The organism is Mycobacterium sp. pR1184 (assembly GCF_041287235.1).
In the GTDB taxonomy this organism is placed as follows: Bacteria; Actinomycetota; Actinomycetes; order Mycobacteriales; family Mycobacteriaceae; genus Mycobacterium.
On the sequence record NZ_JBGGKR010000023.1, the window covers coordinates 35,045 to 54,569 of the forward strand.

The window sequence follows — 19,525 nt, forward strand, 5'->3', positions numbered from 1 at the left end:
AGTGATTGGCGCGAGCGGGTCGGCTCGATATCGGTGGACTGGTGGGCGACGCTGGTCGCCGGTGTGATCGTGGCGTTGGCGGTGGCCAACGCGCTTCCGAAGATTCCGTGGTGATCGCGTGAGTACCACTCGGGCCGAACCGGAAGAAACGCTGGACGAACCAACGTTTACCAGCAGGCAGCCGTTGGACTACGTGCCGGGGGTCTTGCTGCTGATCGGCGTTGGCTTGCTGGGCAAATACGCACAGATCTGGTGGAACACACTGGCCAAGCACGAACACTGGCGGGTGCCCGACATCGAATACGTGTTGTGGGCCATCGTAATTGGGCTGCTGATCACCAACACCATCGGTCTGCACCGGATATTTCGTCCGGGTGTGCAGACCTACGAGTTCTGGCTCAAGGTCGGGATCGTGGTGCTCGGGGCGCGCTTCGTGCTCGGCGACATCGCTAAGCTCGGCGCGATCAGCCTGGTCCAGATTCTGGTGGACATGACGATCGCGGGAACCGTCATCATCGTCGTCGCGCGCGCCTTCGGACTGTCGGGCAAGCTGGGTTCGCTGCTGGCGATCGGCACATCGATCTGCGGGGTGTCGGCGATCATCGCGGCCAAGGGCGCGATCCGTGCGCGCAACTCCGACGTCGGTTACGCCATCGCGGCGATCCTGGCGCTGGGCGGGGTGTCGCTATTCCTGTTACCGCCGCTGGGACATGCGATTGGGCTTACCGACCACGAATTCGGCCTGTGGGCAGGCCTTTCCGTGGACAACACCGCCGAAACCACCGCCACCGGCTATCTGTTCTCCGACCATGCCGGAAAGATCGCGGTGCTGGTGAAGTCGACTCGCAACGCGCTGATCGGGTTTGTCGTCCTCGGTTTCGCCTTGTACTGGGCCGCGCGCGGACAGGCCGACGAGATCGCCCCTGGCGCGAGGGCCAAGGCCGCATTCATCTGGCAGAAGTTCCCGAAATTCGTGCTGGGGTTCCTGGCGGTGTCGGCGATCGCGACCGCCGGCTGGCTGACGAAAGGGCAAACGGCGAACCTGGCGAACGTGTCGAAGTGGGCGTTTCTGCTGACCTTCGCCGGCGTCGGGCTCAACACCGATTTCCGTCAAATCGCGCGCACCGGATGGCGTCCGCTGCTGGTGGCTGTGATAGGACTCACAGTCGTCGCGACGGTCTCCCTCGGCATCGTGCTGCTGACGTCGCGCGTATTGCATTGGGGCGTAAGCACCTAGCGACGGCACGCAACGAGACCCTCTGGCGAGGCGCAACACGCCGGTCTGCAGGCCAGACGGTAACGTGATGATCATGCAGCACTCGTCCGTCGTTGCTCTGCTACGCGAACGCGCTGGTCTACCGGGTTCTCTTCACACCACGTTGGACGCCCGGGCAGCCGAATCCTGACATGTGGATCACCCTCCTGGTCATGGCCTTCGCGATGAGCGTCGAGCCGTTCCGGATCGGTATGACGGTGCTGATGCTGAATAGACCCAGGCCGATGCTGCAGCTTTTCGCTTTTCTGTGCGGTGGCTTCGCGATGGGTATGACCGTCGGCCTGTCCGTGGTCTTCGGACTTCAGCGCAGACTGCTGAGTTCGCCGCAGGTAAGTTTGCCGAAACTTCAGATTCTGATTGGCGGTTCGGCACTGCTTGTTGCGCTCGTGCTGGGTGCTCAGGTCCTCCTGCGGGGGAAGGTCGGCCGCTTCAAACGCCCGGCCGTGGCCGAGACCGATCTCCACGAGCATCACGGTTTGGGGCGGTTTTCCCGGCGGCTACTGCACGGGCGTTCGCTGTGGGTGGCGGGGGTGGCCGGTCTGGGAATCGCGTTGCCGTCGGTGGATTATCTCGCTGCGCTGGCCGCCATCGTGGCCTCCGGCACCGCGGCCATGACGCAGTTCAGCGCGCTGCTGATATTCCATGTCGTGGCGTTCGCGCTCGTGGAGATCCCGCTGCTGGCCTATCTGCTCGCGCCGGATCAGACGCGCGCCTGGATGGTGTCGCTGCAAATCTGGATTCGCTCACGCCGGCGCGTCGAGGTTGCCAGCCTGCTGGCCGCGGCCGGATGTGTGCTGGTCTTCATCGGCATGCGAAGCCTTTGAGCTAATCGCCGGTGCCGGTCGCCGCCGCACTTTCGCGGCGCACATACATTTCGGCGAGGAACTGTTCGACTGCCACCGCGGCGTGCGCCGCGCGGGCCGAACCGAAAATATCGAACGCGTGCTGCGCCCAAGGCAACTCGGCGTAAACCACCGGCTGGTTGCTGACCTCGCCCAGGCGCGCGACGAAACTGCGGGCCTGTTCGACCGGAACCAGTGAGTCGTTGGTGCCGTGCAGCACGAAAAACGGTGGGGCATCCGGGCGAACATGAGCGATCGGCGACGCCGCGCGAAACGGCTCGGCGATGTCGCCGCGGCTGACCTTGAAAACGTTCTTGGCCACCATCGCCGCCATCATCGGGTGTATCGCGGTACCGGTCGCGTTGAAGTCGTAGACGCCGTAAAACGGCACCGCGACGTCCACCCGGGTGTCGGCGTCTTCGAAGCCCGGCTGAAACCGCGGATCGTTGGGGGTCAGTGCGGCCAGCGAGGTCAGGTGCCCGCCCGCGGAACCTCCGGTGATCGCGATCCACTCCGGGTCGCCGCCGTAGGAGGCGATGTGCTCCTTGGTCCATGCGATCGCGCGCTTGACGTCGACGATGTGATCGGGCCAGGTGGAGCGCGGGCTGAGCCGGTAGTTGATCGCCACGCAGATCCAGCCCAATTCGGCCAGATGGCTCATCAGCGGATGTGCTTGTCCGCGTTTGTTTCCCACCATCCAGGCACCGCCGGGAATCTGCAGCAACACCGGGGCCCGCCCGTTGCGGTCGAGGTCGGGCCGGCGCCAGATGTCGAGATGGTTGCGGGAGCCGGCCTCCCCGTAGCTGATGTCGCCGTCGTGGGCATAGTCACGGTAGATCCGCAGCATGCGTGCCGGGCCGGGCCGCTTCGCGGTCGCACCGCCGGGCGCCGGGCGCTTCCACAGATCGCCGGACTCGGTTCGGCGATCGGTTCCCAGTCCGGCGTCCAGCGCGGCCGCCAGCGGTTCGTCGGCTTTGTGCCCGAAGTGACGCAACACCAGCAGGCCGACCGCCGACACCGCCGAGATCAGCCAGCTGATGCGCCGGGCCCGCGGGTGAAGCCGGTGTGACAGCGCTGCCAGCGCGGTGGATTGGACCGCAAGCATCTGCAGCGGCAGCTCGGAGGCGAACACCCCATAGGCGAATGCGAATACGGAGCCGTATCCGCCTTTGCTCAACGGCCGATAACCGTTGGCGGTGAACGCGAGGCCTACCAGAGACGCCACTACGGCGCGCAGTCGCTTCACTGCTGTCCTTTCCGTGTCAGGGCCGGCCGGCCGTGCTGTCACCACGTTAATGCTCAGGTTGTGCTGGGTTGTGAGGCGCCGGGCCGGCCGGCCTGCGCCGGGTCTTCGACGATGTGGTACATCGGATCGACCATCGACAGCGGCCGATTACCGCTCTGCTTGGGCTTGCCGGTGATGCGCAGCAGCTGCCCGGGCTGGATGTCGGCTCCGCCGTGCCCGGACGGGAAGACCACGATGATCTCGCCGCTGTGGTCGCCGACCACGATCGACCGGAGGGTGCGCCGGCCCTTGCTGGTGTCCTCGACCTCGCTGACCCGTCCTTCGAAGGTGGCGCGGCGACCCGGGATCAGGCTCGCCACGGTGATCACCGAACGCGACGGATCGGGATGTTCGTAGGCGTCGACGTTGTCGTCCTCGCCGCGGGTCACCCACTCGCCGAACTTTTCGACTTCGCGCACGATTCGCTGCTCGAACCGTTCCGGGTATGCCTCCTCGATGCGCGACTGGACATCGTAGGGAACGATGGTCGCCGCGGCGTCGGGGATCATGCTGACCGCCCGGGCGATCTTGTCCGCGGTGCGATCGTGCAGCAGCCGGCCCACCAATGGGTTGTACGTACGTCGCGGCAGCAGCGCGGTCACGTTGGTGTTCGGATGCTCGTCACGCGCCTTCGCGATGAACAGTTGTGCGGCACGGATGACCCGCCGATCCGGGCAATCCACGACCCGCAGCCGGGTGTCGAGTTCGAAGTGGTCCCAACGCTTTCGTATCTGCGCGGCATAGGCGGCGTCGACCATGATGTGCACCGCGATCATCTCGTCGGCACGTAATCCCTTGCCATAGCGCAACGCTTCGATCACCGCAAGGTCGACCGAGTTCACGAACACAAACACCTTGTGCCGCGCGTACTTCACCAAATCGGGCCGGTCGGCACGGAACATCTCGAGAATCGCGGCCTCCGCGCGATATTCCTGATTCAGCCGCATCAGGACGAACACCAGCAGGGGGAACACGATGACGACCAACCACGCGCCCTCGGTGAACTTCGCCACCGCGAAGATGGCGACCACGACCGTCGACAGGATTCCCGCGGAAAGGTTGATGGCCAACCGGGTTCGCCAACCGGGCTCGCGGTGCGTCAGATGGTGCTTGGTCATGCCGTAGCCGGCCATCGAAAATCCGGTGAACACACCGATCGCGTAGAACGGCACCAGCGCATTGACCGAACCGCCGGTCACCACCAGCAACACCACCGACAGTGCGGTCAGCGCGATGATGCCATTCGAAAACACCAGGCGGTGACCGCGTTTCATCAGCTGCCGGGGCAGGAAGCGATCCTCGGCGACGAAACTCGCCAGCGCCGGAAAGCCATTGAAACTGGTGTTCGCACCGGTGAACAGAATCGCGGCGGTCGCCGTCTGAACCAGGATGTAAAAGACGTTGCCGAGAACCCCACCGCCGAACACGGCGCGGGCGATCTGCGAGAGCACCGACGGGTATTCACTCTCGTACGGCGTCGCGTGCGTGGCGAACGCGAGGTAGGCGACACCGGCCAGCAAGCATCCCAAGACGGTCGCCATCGCGGTGAGCACCTTACGTGCGTTGCGGCCCTGGGGCTTTCGAAAAAGGTCAACGGTGTTGGAGATGGCCTCGACACCGGTCAGCGACGAACCGCCGTTGGCGAAGGAGCGCAGCAGGGTCAGGATCGTCGCGCCCATCACCAAGCCGTCGGCCTTGTGCACCGGCACCGTTCCGGGCATCTGCGCGGGGTCGTAGACCGGCAGATCGCCCAGCAGCACCCGGGTCACGCCGACCACGATCGTCAGACCGACCATGATGATGAAAAAGTAGGTGGCGAAGGCGAACTGCCATCCGGCTTCCTTCAATCCGCGCAGGTTCAGGAAGCAGATGAGCAGCACCACGCCCACCGTGATCTGCAGGCTGTGCGGCCCCAGCGCCGGAACGGCCGACACCACCGCCACCGTTCCGGCCGCGGACTGCACCGCGACCGTCACGACGTAGTCGATCAACAGCGCGGCGGCGGCGACCTGAGCCACCCGCGGCCCGAAGTTCTCCCGCGCCACGATGTAGGAGCCGCCCGCACGCGTGTAGGCCATCACGACCTGCCGGTAGGACGCGGTCACCAACACCAGGATCAACAGGATGACGCCGGTGATCGGAAGCAACAAGGCGAACGCCGCGAGGCCGGCCGCGGGCAACAGTTCGATCAGGATCTGCTCGGGACCATAGGCGGTCGACGAGATCGCGTCGGGCGAAAGTGCGCCCAGCGCAACCGGATTCGACAGTTTTTCGCCCGCCAGCTCCTCGGTGATCAGCGGCTTTCCGAGAAAGAGCCGCTTGGCGACGTCCTGGACCGACAGCGGGAGGCGCAGTTTGCTAGCCGAAGTTGTCACGACAACATTCCTTACCCGAGATCCAGCGGTTGGCCAATGCCTTCGATGCATTCTGCCGGTTCACCGGATCGGCGGCAGACGGACGCGGAGATTTCTGGCGATCAGCGCGCGGCCGAGGCGGTCAGCCGCTGGACCGCGGCTTCGATGCGCTCGTCGGTGGCGGTCAGCGCGACGCGCACATGCCGCCCGCCGCTCGGGCCGTAGAACTCACCGGGCGCCACCAGGATGCCGCGACCGGCCAACCACCCCACGCTGTCGCGAGAGGGCTCGCCGCGGGTTGCCCACAGATACAGCCCGGCTTCGGAATCGTCGATCGTGAACCCGGCCGCGCGCAGCGCCGGTGCGAGAGCGGCGCGGCGCCGCGCGTAGCACTCGCGCTGCACCTTCTCGTGGTCGTCGTCGTCCAGTGCGGCGACCATCGCGGCCTGCACCGGTGTCGGCACGATCATTCCGGCGTGCTTGCGCACCGCCAGCAGCTCGGCGACCAGGCCGGGATCGCCCGCGACAAATCCGGCCCGGTAGCCGGCCAGCGACGAACTCTTGGACAGCGAATGCACGGCCAGCAGTCCGGTGTGGTCGCCGTCGCACACCGCGGGATGCAACACCGACAGCGGCTCGGCTTCCCAGCCGAGGCCCAGATAGCACTCGTCGGAAGCCACCACGACCCGGCGTTCCCGCGCCCACCCGACGACCTTGCGCAGATGATCGAGGCCCAGCACCCGTCCGGTCGGGTTGCTCGGCGAATTCAGATAGACCAGCGCCGGTGATTGCGGTCCCAGTTGGGTCAACGAATCCGCGCGCAGCACCTGCGCCCCGGCCAACCGGGCGCCGACGTCATAGGTCGGGTAGGCCAGCTCGGGTACCACGACTACATCCGCGGGGCCTAGCCCGAGCAGCGTCGGCAGCCAGGCGATGAGTTCCTTGGTGCCGATCACGGGCAGCACCGCGTTCTCGGCGAGCCCGGTAACGCCGAAGCGGCGGCCCAGGGCCATGACCACGGATTCACGCAGCTGCGCGGTGCCGGCCGTGGCGGGATATCCGGGTGCGGCACTGGCGGCCGCCAGCGCTTCCTGGATTACCGGCGCGACCGGGTCTACCGGGGTTCCGATGGACAGGTCGACGACACCGTCGGGATGAGCCCCGGCCAGCGCTTTCGCCTCTGCCAGGGTGTCCCAGGGAAACTCCGGCAGCGATGCCGACAAGGCAGGTCGGCCCCCCCTGGGCTCCTGCGCCACTGCGCCCCCTTAGTCTCCTTCGCCCTGCGGCGGCAGATCTTTGACCGCTTGCGGGTCATTCTCGGTCATCCCGACCTTGGCCGCGCCCCCGGGCGACCCCAACTCGACAAAGAAGTCGGCGTTGATCTGGGTGTACTGGCTCCACTGCTCGGGCACGTCGTCTTCGTAGTAGATCGCTTCAACAGGACAAACCGGCTCGCAGGCCCCGCAGTCGACGCACTCGTCGGGATGGATGAAGAGCATCCGCGCGCCCTCGTAGATGCAGTCGACGGGGCATTCTTCGATGCACGCCTTGTCTTTGATGTCGACGCAGGGTTGGGCGATCGTGTACGTCACGGACGTCTCCTCAACGTTTTCTCGATATACGGCTCAGTGTGGGCTGCTGTTGGCCTCGCTGCGGCGCTTGCCGGCCGCGTAAGCAAAGCTTTCGGTTACTGATACTAGACGTTGCACATACACGTCAACCAGGTGGCACGCTCTGGCGATTGCCAAGTTTCGTACGGTCAGTCTCGCAGCCGTGCAGGTCGCCGCCACGGACCATTCGAACGTGTCGCGGCGATCGCCAACCGGTGTTTGGTCAGACGATTTCCTTCGTGTGACGAACGTCACCCCGACGTTGGTCGGCCGATGGTTACGTTCCGGGCGGGCCCGGCGAATAACCGTGAAACGAAAGAACGTCCGCAACGGCTGGTAGCCTCGTCCGAGACGGCAGCCGCTAGGGCAGATCACGTAGCCGTCGTTGGCTTTCAGAGATCCGGGGAAGGTGTCCAAGCATGATGACGCTGTCGTTAAGCAAACTGGCAGCCGCGGTTGGTGGTGCGGCAGTGGCGCTGAGCGCCGCGGCGGGGGTTGCTTCGGCAGACCCCATGGATCCGATCATCAACACGACCTGCAACTACGGGCAGGTGATGGCCGCGCTCAACGCGAACGATCCGGCCACTGCCCAGGAATTGAACGCTTCGCCGTTCGCGCAGAACTACATCCGGCAGTTCCTGGCCTCTCCGCCGCCGAAGCGCCAGCAGATGGCTGCGCAGATTCAGGCGATGCCGGCCGCCGCGAAGTACTTCAACACAATCCAGCAGGTCGCGGTCGTCTGTAACAACTACTGAGCCGCAGGTCGGCTCAGTAACCGCTGAGCAATAGCCGAACTCGGCCCAGGGCTTCCGGGCCGACCCGGCTGCAGATCCGGGACGGATCGGCCGGGCGACGGCCCCACAGCAGCAATACGCGTGCGGCCGCGTCGGTTTCCAATGTGGCCGGTCCCTCGGGCGCGGCGAACCCGATCGTGGTGTGCTCGGTCCGGGCATCGACCAGGACGTCGTCGGTGTCGCCGACTCGCAACCGCGCCTCGATCCGCTCGCCTGCCCGTAGCCGCTTGACCCCCTTGGCCAGCAGCGGCCGACCCACCGCGAGGACGCTGTGCGTCGTCATCCACGGCTCGGCCAACCGGGCCTGGGCCGCGGGGTCGTCGCCGGTGATGTCCCAGCCGTGCAGGACCAGCTCTTCACGCATGTGCTCGGCGAACCAGGGCACCTTCATCGTGCGTCCGGTCCAGGCGACGTCAGTGTCCGCATCAACCTCGTCGGCCGCGGCAGCGACCTCATTGAGGGTGGCCATCCGATCCAGCAGCGCGTCCCACAGGTCCGCGTCGTCGAGGTCGCGCAGTGGGCCCTCGCGTTCCTCGAAACTCCGGGTGCCGACGGGTTCGCCCGCCAGATGCGCGCCCAGCACCCGGGCCAGTTCCTCGGCGTTGCCGGCCTGATGGATGACGACATCGCGTACGGTCCAGGCTTCGCACCAGGTACCGCTATCGGGTCGACGCTGCTGCACCGCATCGACGAAGGGCTGCCATTCCGGAAATCGTTCGGCGTCGATGACTCGCTTCACAGCTTCGGGTATACCCGGGGCCACTGACAACTACGCCCAACTACGCGGCGAGCGGGCTGTAATCGGTGGTGCGCTGCCGCGCCGGGCGGCCGATGCCGTGGGCGATCGCGGTCAGTTCGGCCACCGTCTTCGCCGAGCCGTATTCGGAGCCGGCCATCCGGGAGATGGTCTCCTCCATCAGCGTGCCGCCCAGGTCGTTGGCGCCGCCGTTAAGCATCACCTGGGTGTGCTCGGTGCCGAGCTTGACCCAGCTGGTCTGAATCTGAGAAATACGGCCGTGCAACATGATTCGAGCCAGCGCGTGCACCGCCCGGTTGTCGCGGTGGGTCGGGCCCGGGCGGGCCGCACCGGCCAGATACAACGGCGAGCTCTGGTGCACGAACGGCAGCGGCACGAATTCGGTGAAACCGCCGGTGCGGTCCTGGATTTCGCGCAGCACGTTGAGGTGGCCGACCCAGTGCCCGGGACTGTCGACGTGTCCGTACATCATCGTCGACGACGACCGCAGACCTACCTCGTGCGCGGTGGACACGATGTCGATCCACATCGACGTGGGCAGCTTGCCTTTGGTGAGCACCCAGCGCACCTCGTCGTCGAGGATCTCGGCGGCGGTACCCGGGATGGTGCCCAGCCCGGCCTCGCGCAGGCTGATCAGCCACTCGCGCACGCTCAAGCCGCTCTTGGTCACGCCGTTGGCGATCTCCATCGGAGAGAACGCATGCACGTGCATCGAGGGGACCCGCTCCTTGACGGCGCGTACCAGGTCGGCGTAGCCGGTGACCGGCAGTTCGGGGTCGATCCCGCCCTGCATGCACACCTCGGTCGCGCCTTCGACGTGCGCCTCCCAGGCGCGGTCGGCAACCTCGGCCGCCGACAGTGAATAGGCGTCGGCGTCGCCTTTGCGCTGCGCGAAAGCACAGAACCGGCAACCGGTGTAGCAGATGTTGGTGAAGTTGATGTTGCGGTTCACCACGAACGTCACGTCGTCACCAACGGTGTCGCGTCGCAACGAATCAGCCAGCGCGGCAACGGCTTCCAGTGCCGGGCCGTCGGCGGTGGCCAGCGACAGGTATTCGTCGTCGGAGCAGCCGGCGGGGTTGCGCTCGGCGGAGCGCAGCGCGGCCAGCACGTCGGTGTCGATGCGTTCGGGGGCGCGGGCGGCAAGCTCGTGCACGTGCGCACGAATGGATTCCCAGTCGCCGAACGCACTGTCGAGATCGCTGCGGGCCTCGCTATTGCGGCCCTGGGTGTCGATCGAGGCGTTGAGATCGATCCGGCCGGTGGATTGCGCGTCGTCGGGTTCCTGCCACGGCATGCCGGTGGGGTTGACGTCGCGAGCCAGGCCGGTCGCCGGATCAGCCAGTGCCGCAACGTGGCCCTGCACTCGCGGGTCGATCCAGGCGGCACCGGCCTGGACGTATTTGGGTTGCGCGGTCAACCGCTGCACCAAGTCGAATCCCGCTTCGGCGGTCACGGCGGCCAGCTCGTCCAGGGCGGGCCAGGGCCGTTCCGGGTTGACGTGGTCGGGCGTCAGCGGCGAAACCCCGCCCCAATCGTCGACTCCCGCGGCGACCAGCGCCAGGCACTCCTGCCGGGACACCAGATTCGGCGGCGCCTGGATCCGCATGCCGGGCCCGAGAACCAGTCGGGCAACCGCGATCGTCGCCAGGTAGTCGTCGATCCCGGCATCGGGAACATCGGCCATCGCGGTGTGTTGCTTGGCCCGGAAGTTCTGCACGATCACTTCCTGCACGTGACCGAATTCCTTGTGCGACTTGCGAATCGCGTGCAGGGTATCGGCTCGTTCGGCCAGCGTCTCTCCGATGCCGACCAGCAGACCGGTGGTGAACGGAATCGACAGCCGACCCGCATCGGTCAGCGCCCGCAGCCGCACCGCCGGGTCTTTGTCCGGGCTGCCGTAGTGCGCGAGCCCTTTGGTTTCGAAGAGCCGCCGCGACGTCGTCTCGAGCATCATGCCCATCGACGGCGCCACCGGCTTGAGCAACGACATCTCCGACCAACTCATCACGCCCGGATTCAGGTGCGGCAGCAGCCCGGTTTCCTCCAGCACCCGGATCGCCATCGCGCGCACATAGGACAGGGTCGAGTTGTAGCCGCGCTCATCGAGCCATTCGCGGGCCTGCGGCCAGCGGTCCTCCGGGCGATCGCCGAGGGTGAATAGTGCTTCCTTACAACCGAGTTCGGCGCCACGCCGGGCGACGTCGAGGATCTCGTCGGGCTCCATATACATGCCGATGCCCTGAGCGCGAAGCTTGCCGGGCACGGTGACGAACGTGCAGTAGTGGCAGCTGTCCCGGCACAGATGAGTGACGGGAATGAACACCTTGCGCGAATACGTGATCGGCAGCCGACCGCCGGCCCCACGCCGGCCCGCCGACTCCAGACCCGCATCGCGCACCCGCGCCGCGCTGGCACACAAGTCGGCGAGGTCGGCGCCGCGGGCGGTCATCGCCACGGCGGCCTCGTCGACGTTGAGCGCCACACCGTCGCGTGCCCGGCGCAACACACGCCGCAACGCGGACGCGCTGGTCTTCGGCGGAATGACGGGATTAGGCAAAGCGGTGGGCTCCTCGCCCGAAGGCCTCGGTGTCACTGGCACCTTGGTGTAACTTCCCCACGATCGAATTTCATCCGCGTGTCCCAACATCTAAATTTCGGCAACCATAGCTGGTGCCATAAGCGCAACAGTAGCGCCAGGCCGGTATGCGTCAGCCGTAGTGGTGGCCGCGCCGCCACAGCACCAGCACCGGCGGTGTCACCCCCAGCACGATCAGCAGCAGAGCGCCGTAAGCCATCAAGCCGCTACCTCCCAGAATGATGTCGTCGGCGGGACCGCCCATGCTGATCACCGCCACCGTCAGCAGCCATGTCCACAGCGGCAGCGCCGCCACCCGCGCCGACTGGGTCCAGCGCCCGGCGGCCCAGACCAGGGCGGCGTTGACCAGACCACTGATCAGTCCGCTGATCGGAAACGGAATCGAGCCGATATAGAAAGGCAGCAGCAGGGCCCCGGCTAGTGCGGATAAGACCCCGTCGACGGCCAACAGCGCCAACACCACGACGCGGATAGCGGGGTCCGTCGCGCCGGCATCCTCGACGGTCGCGGCGCGCGACTTGGTTTCGGTCAGGTCGGGACGCTGTCGATATTGGACAGAACGGAGCCGATAACCCACTGCAAGCTGTCGAGCCGGTCCTGCCAGTGCTGCAGGTTAGGGTCCAGGTCGGGGTCCATGCGAATTCCTTCCGTGGCTGCCTGCTTGGCAGCCTACCGCGTCGCGGATCCGTCCAGACCCAGTCCGGCGAGCAGATCGGTCTCCCAGCCACGCTCGTCGCGGTCCCCGGCTGCCCCGGCGACCAGGACGTAGTGCTCTTCGGCGAGGATCGGCAGCGCCATGTTGTTCGACAGGGCACAGGCCCGTCCGGTCGGGCCGACGACCACCTGCGTGGCGTGCGCGGCGAGCGCTGCGACCTTGGCGGCCAACGCTTCCGGCGGCGCCGCCACGACGGCGTCGATCGCATCGTCGGAGTACCCGAAGTCGAATTCCTCTTGGGGCGGTTTCGCCCACCCGGGCAGAAAGTCGTCGGAGCCCAGGTCGTCCCAGCCGGCCAGGAAGGAATCGACGGCCAGCACCGTCCAGTAGAACTTCGGCACGTCCCACGGCTGGCCGGGGTAATCGTCGCCGCCGGCCGCCGCGACCGCGGCCGTCGTGACGGTGTGGGCCCGGATGTGGTCGGGATGCCCGTATCCGCCGTTGGGGTCATAGGTGACGACGACGTGCGGGCGCAGCCGGCGAATGATCTCGACCAACGCCCCGACGGCCTCGCGTTCGTCGGCGTCGATGAAGCGTTCGCGGCGCCGCTTCTCGGTGCCCGCCATGCCGGAGTCGCGCCAGCGTCCCGCGCCGCCCAGATAGATCGGTGCGGCGACACCAAGTGCCTGCAATGCCGCGGTCAGTTCGCCGATTCGGTAGCCGCCGAGCTGGTCGGCGCGATCGAACGCGAGCTCGGCCCAGCGTTCCCCGATGACCTCGCCCTCCTCGCCCAGCGTGCAGGTCACGACGCTGACCTCGGCGCCGCGCGCGGCGTAGTGCGCGATCGTGGCACCGTTGCTCAGGCTCTCGTCGTCGGGATGGGCGTGGACGAACAACAGCCGCGGCGTCTCAGGCATGGACGCACCCTACCCGCCGACCTCGGTCGGCGCGTTCCACCAGGACCCACCAAATAGGAACGCCAACGGCTACTATCGAGAAATGCCACAAGCCACCGAGACAGCGCGGACGGGCGTCCGCAGCCGCCGCCGCGGCGAGGTGCTCGAACGTGCCCTCTATGAGGCCACGCTGGCGGAGTTGGCCGAGGTCGGCTACGGCGGGCTGACGATGGAAGGAATCGCCGCCCGCGCCCAAACAGGCAAGGCCGCGCTGTACCGGCGCTGGTGCAGCAAGCACGATCTGGTGCACGCCGCGCTGGTGTTCGCGCTGCCGCCGGTGCCCGAACCCCGCTCCGGCCGATCACCCAGGGATGCCCTGCTGACGCTGTTCACCTCGCACCGTGACGTGCTGGCCGGCAAGACGGCGTTTCCCGGCCTGGACACCGTCCATCAGCTGCTGCACGAACCCGAGATGCGGGCCATCTTCGCCGACGCCGTGGTGTGCCCGCGGCTACAGATTGTCGAATCGATCCTGCAAACCGCGATCGAGGCCGGCGAACTCGATCCCGCCAACGTCACGTCGCTGACGGCACGCGTCGGACCGGCATTGATCAACCATCACTTCTTGCTGACCGGCGTGCCGCCCAACCGGCGCGAGCTGGCGCTGATCGTCGACACCGTGATCCCGCCCCGGGCACCGGCGTCGCCGAGTAGTCCCTAGGGCCCGGTTTTCACCCATTGCCCGGCGTCTCCGACAATGCCGACCGGCACGGCCCCGGAGAGGCTGACGTTCTGCACGCTCGGGCCCGCCCCGACGATCGTGGTGTCCTGCAGGATCGGCAACACCGTCGACATGTTCCATAGCCGCGGCTCCACCGCGGTGATCACGTCGTTGATGCCCTTGGTGCCGTCGAGGGCGGCGTCGATGTTGGACTGGATGCTGCGGTCGCAGATCCCGGTCAGGTTCGACGGCGCCTGCACCAGCGCGCCGGGATCCGGCGGACGACTCGGCGCCGTCGGCGCCGTGCTGGCCGGCGACGGCGGTGAGGTCGAGGCGACGGGAGTGGTCGTCGGCGGCGTGGTCGCGGTCGGTACCGCCGTCGACTCCAGGGCGGGGCAGCCGTAACGCGACGCCAGCAGCGTCGCCAGGTTTCCACCGGCCTGATGCCACCCGACGATCGCATCCACCTGGTTGTTGTTCAGCGCGTCGCGATACAGCGTCACCGGATCCAGCGCCGACACCGACGCGGCGATGCCGACGTTGCGCAATTGGTCGGCGGCGGTGTTGGCCACGGCCACCGAGGTCGGGTCGTTGGCCGCCACCCCGATCACCAGCGACAGCTGCTTGCCGTCCTTGCTGATCCGGCCGCGGATCACCTCCGGCGGCCCGGTGGTCGGCGGCGGGGTGGTATCGGGCGTCGGCGCGCTGTTCTCCACCTGGTACCCGGCCGCCGAAAACAATGCCAGCGCAGCCTGTTTGGTCATCGCGGGCGGCGCGGTCGGTACATAACCGGGGTCGCTGGGGGCCCGGATCTGAGCCTGGTCCAGCGAGATGGTGTTGTCGCTGCCGGCGCCCACCGCGGCGAGCAGATCGACGTCGAGCAATCCCAGAATCCCCTTGCGGACCTGGGTATCGGCCAACTTGGGCTGATTGGCACGCAGCGTGAGCTGCATGACGCGCGGGGTCATGATCCGGGCGGTCCGCACGTCGGGGATCGCCGACAACTGGGCGAAGGACGCCGAACCGCCGTGCACCTGGGCCACCTGAGTGTCACCGTTGCGCACCGAATCCGCCAGTGCCGCAGGCGCTCCGGCCCGCCGGAACTGGATCAGCGCGGGTTTGGCGGGCGCCCCCCAATAGCGGTCGTTGCGGGCAATCAGGATCTCGTCGCGCTGCGGGTCGATGTTCTCCACCCGGAACTGTCCGCCGGTGACCGTCAGCGACCGGACCAGTCCGGCGGCGAAACCGCCGGGCACGTCCTTGACGATGTGCGCCGGCAGCAGATCGTTGAACAGTTCCTTCCAGGCCGGATACGGCTGCGCGAAGGTGACGACGGCCTGCTTGCCGCCCTCGAGCGACTGCACACCGGTGATCAGGTCATAGCCCGCCGGATCGACCACCCCGGGTTGGGTGACCATTTGATGCCACAGGTACCAGAAGTCGTCGGCGCCGATCGGGGCGTTGTCGGTCCACTGCGCCTCGGGCCGGATCTTGTAGGTGACCGTGAACGGGTTCTGGCTGGTCACCTCGGCCGACACCAGCAGGGTCGGATCCAGCTCCCACCGCGAACCCGTGGGCGTGTTGGGGTCGGGCACCGGCCGAAACGCGCTCGGCAACACCAGCGCACTGATCGCGGCGTTCACCGGGGACAGATCGGAAAGCAGATGCGGGTTGAATCCGGCGCCGATCGAGTCGATGCCCATGATGATCTGGGTGACCCGCTGCGGCGGCGGCGGTGTGTTGTGTGGTGTATCGGTGCTTTGCGGGGCCGGCGGCGGGCTGACGGTGCAAGCGGCCAGGGTCAGCCCCATCAGTGCGAGCAGCACGGCGCCGGTCAACAAAACGTGGCGGGCCCGATGCAGCACGAGCATCAGGGTAGCGACCGCCTGCCCGGCGGCTTGTCGACTCCTTCGGGCGAAGGGCAACAACAAACTAGCCCCGAGCCTTCGCCCGCGCCTTGCTGCGCGCCCGCGAGGTGGCGTCCAGCTCGACCTTGCGCACCCGCACGATCTCCGGCGTCACCTCGACGCACTCGTCGGCCGCGCAGAACTCCATGGCCTGCTCCAGGTCGAGTTCCAGCGGACGGGCCAGCGTCTCGATGACGTCGGCCGTCGACGACCGCATGTTGGTCAGCTTCTTCTCCCGCGTGATGTTGATGTCGAGATCCTCTGCGCGCGGGTTGATTCCGACGACCATGCCCTCGTAGGTGTCCTGCCCGGGCTCGACGAAGAACTGGCCGCGGTCGGCGAGCTGGATCATCGCGAACGGCGTGATGACACCGGACCGGTCCGAGACCAGCGAGCCGGTGTGGCGGGCCCGGATCTCCCCCGCCCACGGGCGGTAGCCGTCGAACACCGCGTTGGCGATACCGGTGCCGCGGGTCAGGGTGAGGAAGTCGGTTCGGAAGCCGATCAGCCCGCGGCTGGGCACGATGAAGTCCATCCGGACCCAGCCCGCCGCGTGGTTGGTCATCTCCTCCATGCGGCCCTTGCGACCGGCCATCAATTGGGTGATGGCGCCGACGAATTCCTCCGGGCAGTCGATCGTCATCGCCTCGAACGGCTCGTGCAGCTGGCCGTCGATGGTCTTGGTGACCACCTGCGGCTTGCCGACCGTGAGCTCGAAGCCCTCCCGGCGCATCTGCTCCACCAGCACGGCCAGCGCGAGCTCGCCGCGGCCCTGCACCTCCCACGCGTCCGGGCGGCCGATGTCGACGACCCGGATCGACACGTTGCCGACCAGCTCGGAATCCAGCCGGTTGCGGACCATGCGTGCGGTCAGCTTGTGACCGGACACCTTGCCGGCCAGCGGCGAGGTGTTGGTGCCGATGGTGACCGAGATCGCCGGCTCGTCGACGGTGATGCGCGGCAGCGCGTGCGCGTGCTCCGGGTCGGCCAGCGTGTCGCCGATCATGATCTCCGGCAGGCCGGCCACCGCCACGATGTCCCCGGCGATCGCCTCGTCGGTGGGGCTGCGCTCGACACCCTCGGTCGCGAGCAGTTCGGTGATCTTGGCGCTGGTGATCACCGGCAAGCCGTCCACCTCACGCATCCAGGCCACCTGCTGGCCCTTGCGCAGCTTGCCGTTGTAGATGCGGATCAGGGCCAGCCGGCCGAGGAACGCCGACGCGTCCAGGTTGGTGACCAGCGCCTGCAGCGGCGCCTCCGGATCCCCCGACGGCGGCGGGATGTGCTCCATCAGCACATCGAACAGCGGGTCCAGGTTGTCACCGGCCGGAACCTCGCCGTCGGCGGGCGCTTCGGTGCTGGCGATGCCGGCGCGCCCGGACGCGTACAGCGTCGGCAGGCCCAGTGCATGCTCGGCGGCCGCGGCCGCCTCGTCGTCCAGGTCGGATGCGACGTCGAGCAGCAGGTCGTGGCTGGCCTCGACGACCGCCTCGATGCGCGCGTCGGGCCGGTCGGTCTTGTTGACGACGAGGATCACCGGAAGATGCGCGGCCAGCGCCTTGCGCAGCACGAACCGGGTCTGCGGCAGCGGTCCCTCGGAGGCATCGACCAGCAGCAACACTCCGTCGACCATCGACAGCCCGCGCTCCACCTCACCGCCGAAGTCGGCGTGACCGGGCGTGTCGATCACGTTGATCACGGTGACTGTGCCGTCGGCGTTGTGCCGGTGCACGGCGGTGTTCTTGGCCAGGATCGTGATGCCCTTTTCCTTTTCCAGGTCACCGGAATCCATCACGCGTTCCTGCAGCTCACCACGCTCATGAAGCGCGCCGGATTGCCGGAGCATCGCATCGACGAGGGTGGTCTTGCCGTGGTCGACGTGGGCGACGATGGCGACATTGCGGAATGGCACGTCGGTGATTCTGGCAGCGGTGGCCCATCAAAGGCGAACCGAGCAGCTCATCCGGTGTGCGCCCAAGGCGGTGAATTGGGCGAAATCCAGCCCGGCGAACTTCCCGTACAGCCGGTCACAGGACGCTGGCCAGGTCCTTCAGCCATCCGCGATCGGCGGGCACCCAGTCGACCTCGGCCAAGTCGGCTGCCCTCACCCAGCGCAGCGCCCGGTGGTCGTGCGGGTGCGGTTCACCGGCAACCAGGCGCACCAGGTAGGCCCGCAGCGTCGTCGTGTCGTTGAGCGAAATGTCGCCGCCAAGACGATCCCCCACCATCACGTCGGCCGCCTCGAGGCCGAGTTCCTCGGCCAGTTCGCGGGCCAAGGCTTGCGGCTCGGTCTCGCCGGGCGCGACCTTGCCACCGGGAAGCTCCCAGCGGCCGGCCAATTCCGGTGGCCGGTCGCGCTGCGCGACCAGCAGCGCGGAGCCACGGATGACGGCTCCGGCAACGACGATCTGGGTCGGCACGGCCCGGGTCAGACTGCTGCGCGCACCGCTTCGACGAACGCGCGCAGGTCGCGTTCGCCGTTCCCGAACCGCGCCGGCCATTGGATGAGCCTTAAGTCCGTGACGCCGGCTTTCGCAAGTGCGGCCGCGTCGGTGGCGACGGCGGCCAGATCCGGCCCGTCGTCGGCGTTGGCCTTGACCCGTAGCGAGCCGGTGACGCCGAACCCGTACGGGTCACCGCCGGCACTTTCCACCGCCGCGCGCATTCGCCCGATCCCGTCGGCGATGTCGCGGGCGTCCTGACCCCAGGGAATCCAGTACTTTCCGAACCGCGCGAGCCGGCGGGCGACGGCACGATTGACCGTCCCACTCACCCAGATCGGCACGCCGCCCGGCTGCAGCGGCTTGGGCATCTGGTGGATCCGATCGAAGGTCAAATCCGGTGAGGCGTAGCTGACCTCGTTGTCTTGCCACAGCCGCGTGCACACCTCGAGCGTCTGGTCCAGGATCGCCCCGCGCCTGTCGAAATCCACTCCGGCGACGTCGTATTCCTCGCGCTGCCAGCCGACGCCCACCCCGAGATCGACGCGACCGCTCGAAAGAACATCCAGTGTCGCAACGGTTTTCGCGAGAACGGCGGCGGGACGCAGCGCAGCCAGCAAGATGTTGGTGCCCAACCGGATGCGTTCGGTACGTGCCGCGAGGTAGGTCAGCACGGTGAGCGGTTCCAGCCAGGATCCGTCCGGCCCGGTCGGTTGGCGACCACCGGCCGTTCCCCCCACGCCGGGATCCGCGTAGGCATCCATGTTCATGCCGAACGCGATGTGCTCGGAGACCAGCACGCGATCGAAGCCGGCGCTCTCCAGCACGCGCGCCCAGTCAGTCAGGTGCTCCCAGTTCGCCGGCTCCTCGGCGGAGAAGGAGGGAATTCCCATCGACAGCTGTATCGAGGCCATTGCGACAAGCTAACCGATCGATGCCGGCCGATCGTCGATCGCATCGACTGTTGGGCAATCAGCTAGGCGGCGCGGGTCCTCGTCCGGCTCGCGAAGTCGGCGGACCTCATCGGCGGTTGATGCCGAAACATGTTGGTCCACAATTGATGTCATGCCTTGGCGCGGTACAAATCGAACAGGTCGGCGGTGATCAGTTTGGCGACCTCGTCAGCCCTCTCCAGGGTTTGGTACGGGCCGCCGATCTCGATGAAGACGCTCCATCCGCCGTCGGCATCGGCGATGACTTTGACGGCGTCGGGTCGTTCGAGATAGTCGCGGTGCAGCGCAATGAAATTCTCGGGCTTCATGCGGTCAGGGTAGGGCAGATCGGGGCGTATCAGCGTGCCGTTCATGCTCACGTACAGCAAAGTTCGCGTAGTAGACGGTTGCCTACCCGCCGGGAACGGCACTCACCGCGAACTGACATGTGTTGCA

The 19,525-nt window shown here is 67.1% G+C and carries 17 protein-coding genes; 4 read left to right on the plus strand and 13 right to left on the minus strand.

What is annotated here, in order from left to right; genetic code table 11:
- The first annotated feature begins 118 nt into the window (after window positions 1–118).
- Window positions 119–1,237 carry a YeiH family protein gene (locus ACAG21_RS27700; RefSeq protein ID WP_370499454.1) on the plus strand — a complete coding sequence of 373 codons (1,119 nt, stop codon included), beginning with the start codon at window positions 119–121 and terminating at the stop codon, window positions 1,235–1,237.
- A gap of 170 nt (window positions 1,238–1,407) precedes the next feature.
- Window positions 1,408–2,100 (plus strand): GAP family protein, encoded by a 693-nt coding sequence (locus tag ACAG21_RS27705; protein ID WP_370499455.1) that lies wholly within the window; start codon window positions 1,408–1,410, stop codon window positions 2,098–2,100.
- Window position 2,101: 1 nt separating this feature from the next.
- On the opposite strand, the gene ACAG21_RS27710 is transcribed toward ACAG21_RS27705, so the two are convergent.
- From ACAG21_RS27710 to fdxA, 4 genes are read right to left on the minus strand one after another with little or no spacing between them, the layout of a single operon-like run.
- A complete protein-coding gene (locus ACAG21_RS27710; RefSeq protein ID WP_370499456.1) occupies window positions 2,102–3,364 on the minus strand; it encodes an alpha/beta hydrolase fold domain-containing protein in 1,263 nt (420 codons plus the stop codon).
- A 53-nt stretch (window positions 3,365–3,417) separates the two neighbouring features.
- Window positions 3,418–5,829 carry an amino acid permease gene (locus tag ACAG21_RS27715; protein WP_370499457.1) on the minus strand — a complete coding sequence of 804 codons (2,412 nt, stop codon included), beginning with the start codon at window positions 5,827–5,829 and terminating at the stop codon, window positions 3,418–3,420.
- A 50-nt stretch (window positions 5,830–5,879) separates the two neighbouring features.
- Window positions 5,880–6,980, minus strand: a complete 1,101-nt coding sequence (gene dapC, locus ACAG21_RS27720) for a succinyldiaminopimelate transaminase (RefSeq protein WP_370499458.1) — start codon at window positions 6,978–6,980, stop codon at window positions 5,880–5,882.
- Between the two features lie 42 nt (window positions 6,981–7,022).
- Window positions 7,023–7,349 (minus strand): ferredoxin, encoded by a 327-nt coding sequence (gene fdxA / locus ACAG21_RS27725; RefSeq protein ID WP_025735298.1) that lies wholly within the window; start codon window positions 7,347–7,349, stop codon window positions 7,023–7,025.
- 440 nt (window positions 7,350–7,789) lie between these two features.
- Here fdxA and ACAG21_RS27730 point away from each other — a divergent pair, with 440 nt between their 5' ends.
- A complete protein-coding gene (locus ACAG21_RS27730) occupies window positions 7,790–8,122 on the plus strand; it encodes a hemophore-related protein (RefSeq protein WP_090609537.1) in 333 nt (110 codons plus the stop codon).
- 13 nt (window positions 8,123–8,135) lie between these two features.
- Here the strand turns inward: ACAG21_RS27730 and ACAG21_RS27735 are convergent, their stop codons facing one another.
- From ACAG21_RS27735 to mshB, 4 genes are all read right to left on the minus strand, one after another.
- The gene (locus ACAG21_RS27735; RefSeq protein WP_370499459.1) at window positions 8,136–8,900 is read right to left on the minus strand and encodes a maleylpyruvate isomerase N-terminal domain-containing protein; all 765 of its coding nucleotides are present in this window, start codon (window positions 8,898–8,900) and stop codon (window positions 8,136–8,138) included.
- Between the two features lie 40 nt (window positions 8,901–8,940).
- Window positions 8,941–11,568, minus strand: coding sequence for a bifunctional FO biosynthesis protein CofGH (locus ACAG21_RS27740; protein WP_370499460.1), 2,628 nt, complete (start codon window positions 11,566–11,568; stop codon window positions 8,941–8,943).
- 61 nt (window positions 11,569–11,629) lie between these two features.
- A complete protein-coding gene (locus tag ACAG21_RS27745) occupies window positions 11,630–12,094 on the minus strand; it encodes a hypothetical protein (protein WP_370499461.1) in 465 nt (154 codons plus the stop codon).
- 92 nt (window positions 12,095–12,186) lie between these two features.
- Entirely contained in the window at window positions 12,187–13,089 is a 903-nt protein-coding gene (mshB, locus tag ACAG21_RS27750; RefSeq protein WP_370499462.1) for an N-acetyl-1-D-myo-inositol-2-amino-2-deoxy-alpha-D-glucopyranoside deacetylase, read from the minus strand.
- Window positions 13,090–13,171: 82 nt separating this feature from the next.
- Here mshB and ACAG21_RS27755 point away from each other — a divergent pair, with 82 nt between their 5' ends.
- Window positions 13,172–13,789: a TetR/AcrR family transcriptional regulator gene (locus ACAG21_RS27755; RefSeq protein WP_370499463.1), complete on the plus strand. Its 618-nt coding sequence runs from the start codon at window positions 13,172–13,174 to the stop codon at window positions 13,787–13,789.
- Here the strand turns inward: ACAG21_RS27755 and ACAG21_RS27760 are convergent.
- The 5 genes from ACAG21_RS27760 to ACAG21_RS27780 form a co-directional block, all read right to left on the minus strand.
- Window positions 13,786–15,660: an ABC transporter family substrate-binding protein gene (locus tag ACAG21_RS27760; RefSeq protein ID WP_370499464.1), complete on the minus strand. Its 1,875-nt coding sequence runs from the start codon at window positions 15,658–15,660 to the stop codon at window positions 13,786–13,788. The two genes, ACAG21_RS27755 and ACAG21_RS27760, sit on opposite strands and share 4 nt — an antisense overlap.
- A gap of 61 nt (window positions 15,661–15,721) precedes the next feature.
- Window positions 15,722–17,608: a translational GTPase TypA gene (typA, locus tag ACAG21_RS27765; protein ID WP_370499465.1), complete on the minus strand. Its 1,887-nt coding sequence runs from the start codon at window positions 17,606–17,608 to the stop codon at window positions 15,722–15,724.
- Window positions 17,609–17,723: 115 nt separating this feature from the next.
- A complete protein-coding gene (locus ACAG21_RS27770) occupies window positions 17,724–18,116 on the minus strand; it encodes a (deoxy)nucleoside triphosphate pyrophosphohydrolase (protein WP_370499466.1) in 393 nt (130 codons plus the stop codon).
- 8 nt (window positions 18,117–18,124) lie between these two features.
- Window positions 18,125–19,051, minus strand: a complete 927-nt coding sequence (locus ACAG21_RS27775; protein WP_370499467.1) for a TIGR03619 family F420-dependent LLM class oxidoreductase — start codon at window positions 19,049–19,051, stop codon at window positions 18,125–18,127.
- Between the two features lie 149 nt (window positions 19,052–19,200).
- Window positions 19,201–19,443, minus strand: coding sequence for a hypothetical protein (locus ACAG21_RS27780; RefSeq protein WP_370499468.1), 243 nt, complete (start codon window positions 19,441–19,443; stop codon window positions 19,201–19,203).
- Window positions 19,444–19,525 lie beyond the last annotated feature (82 nt).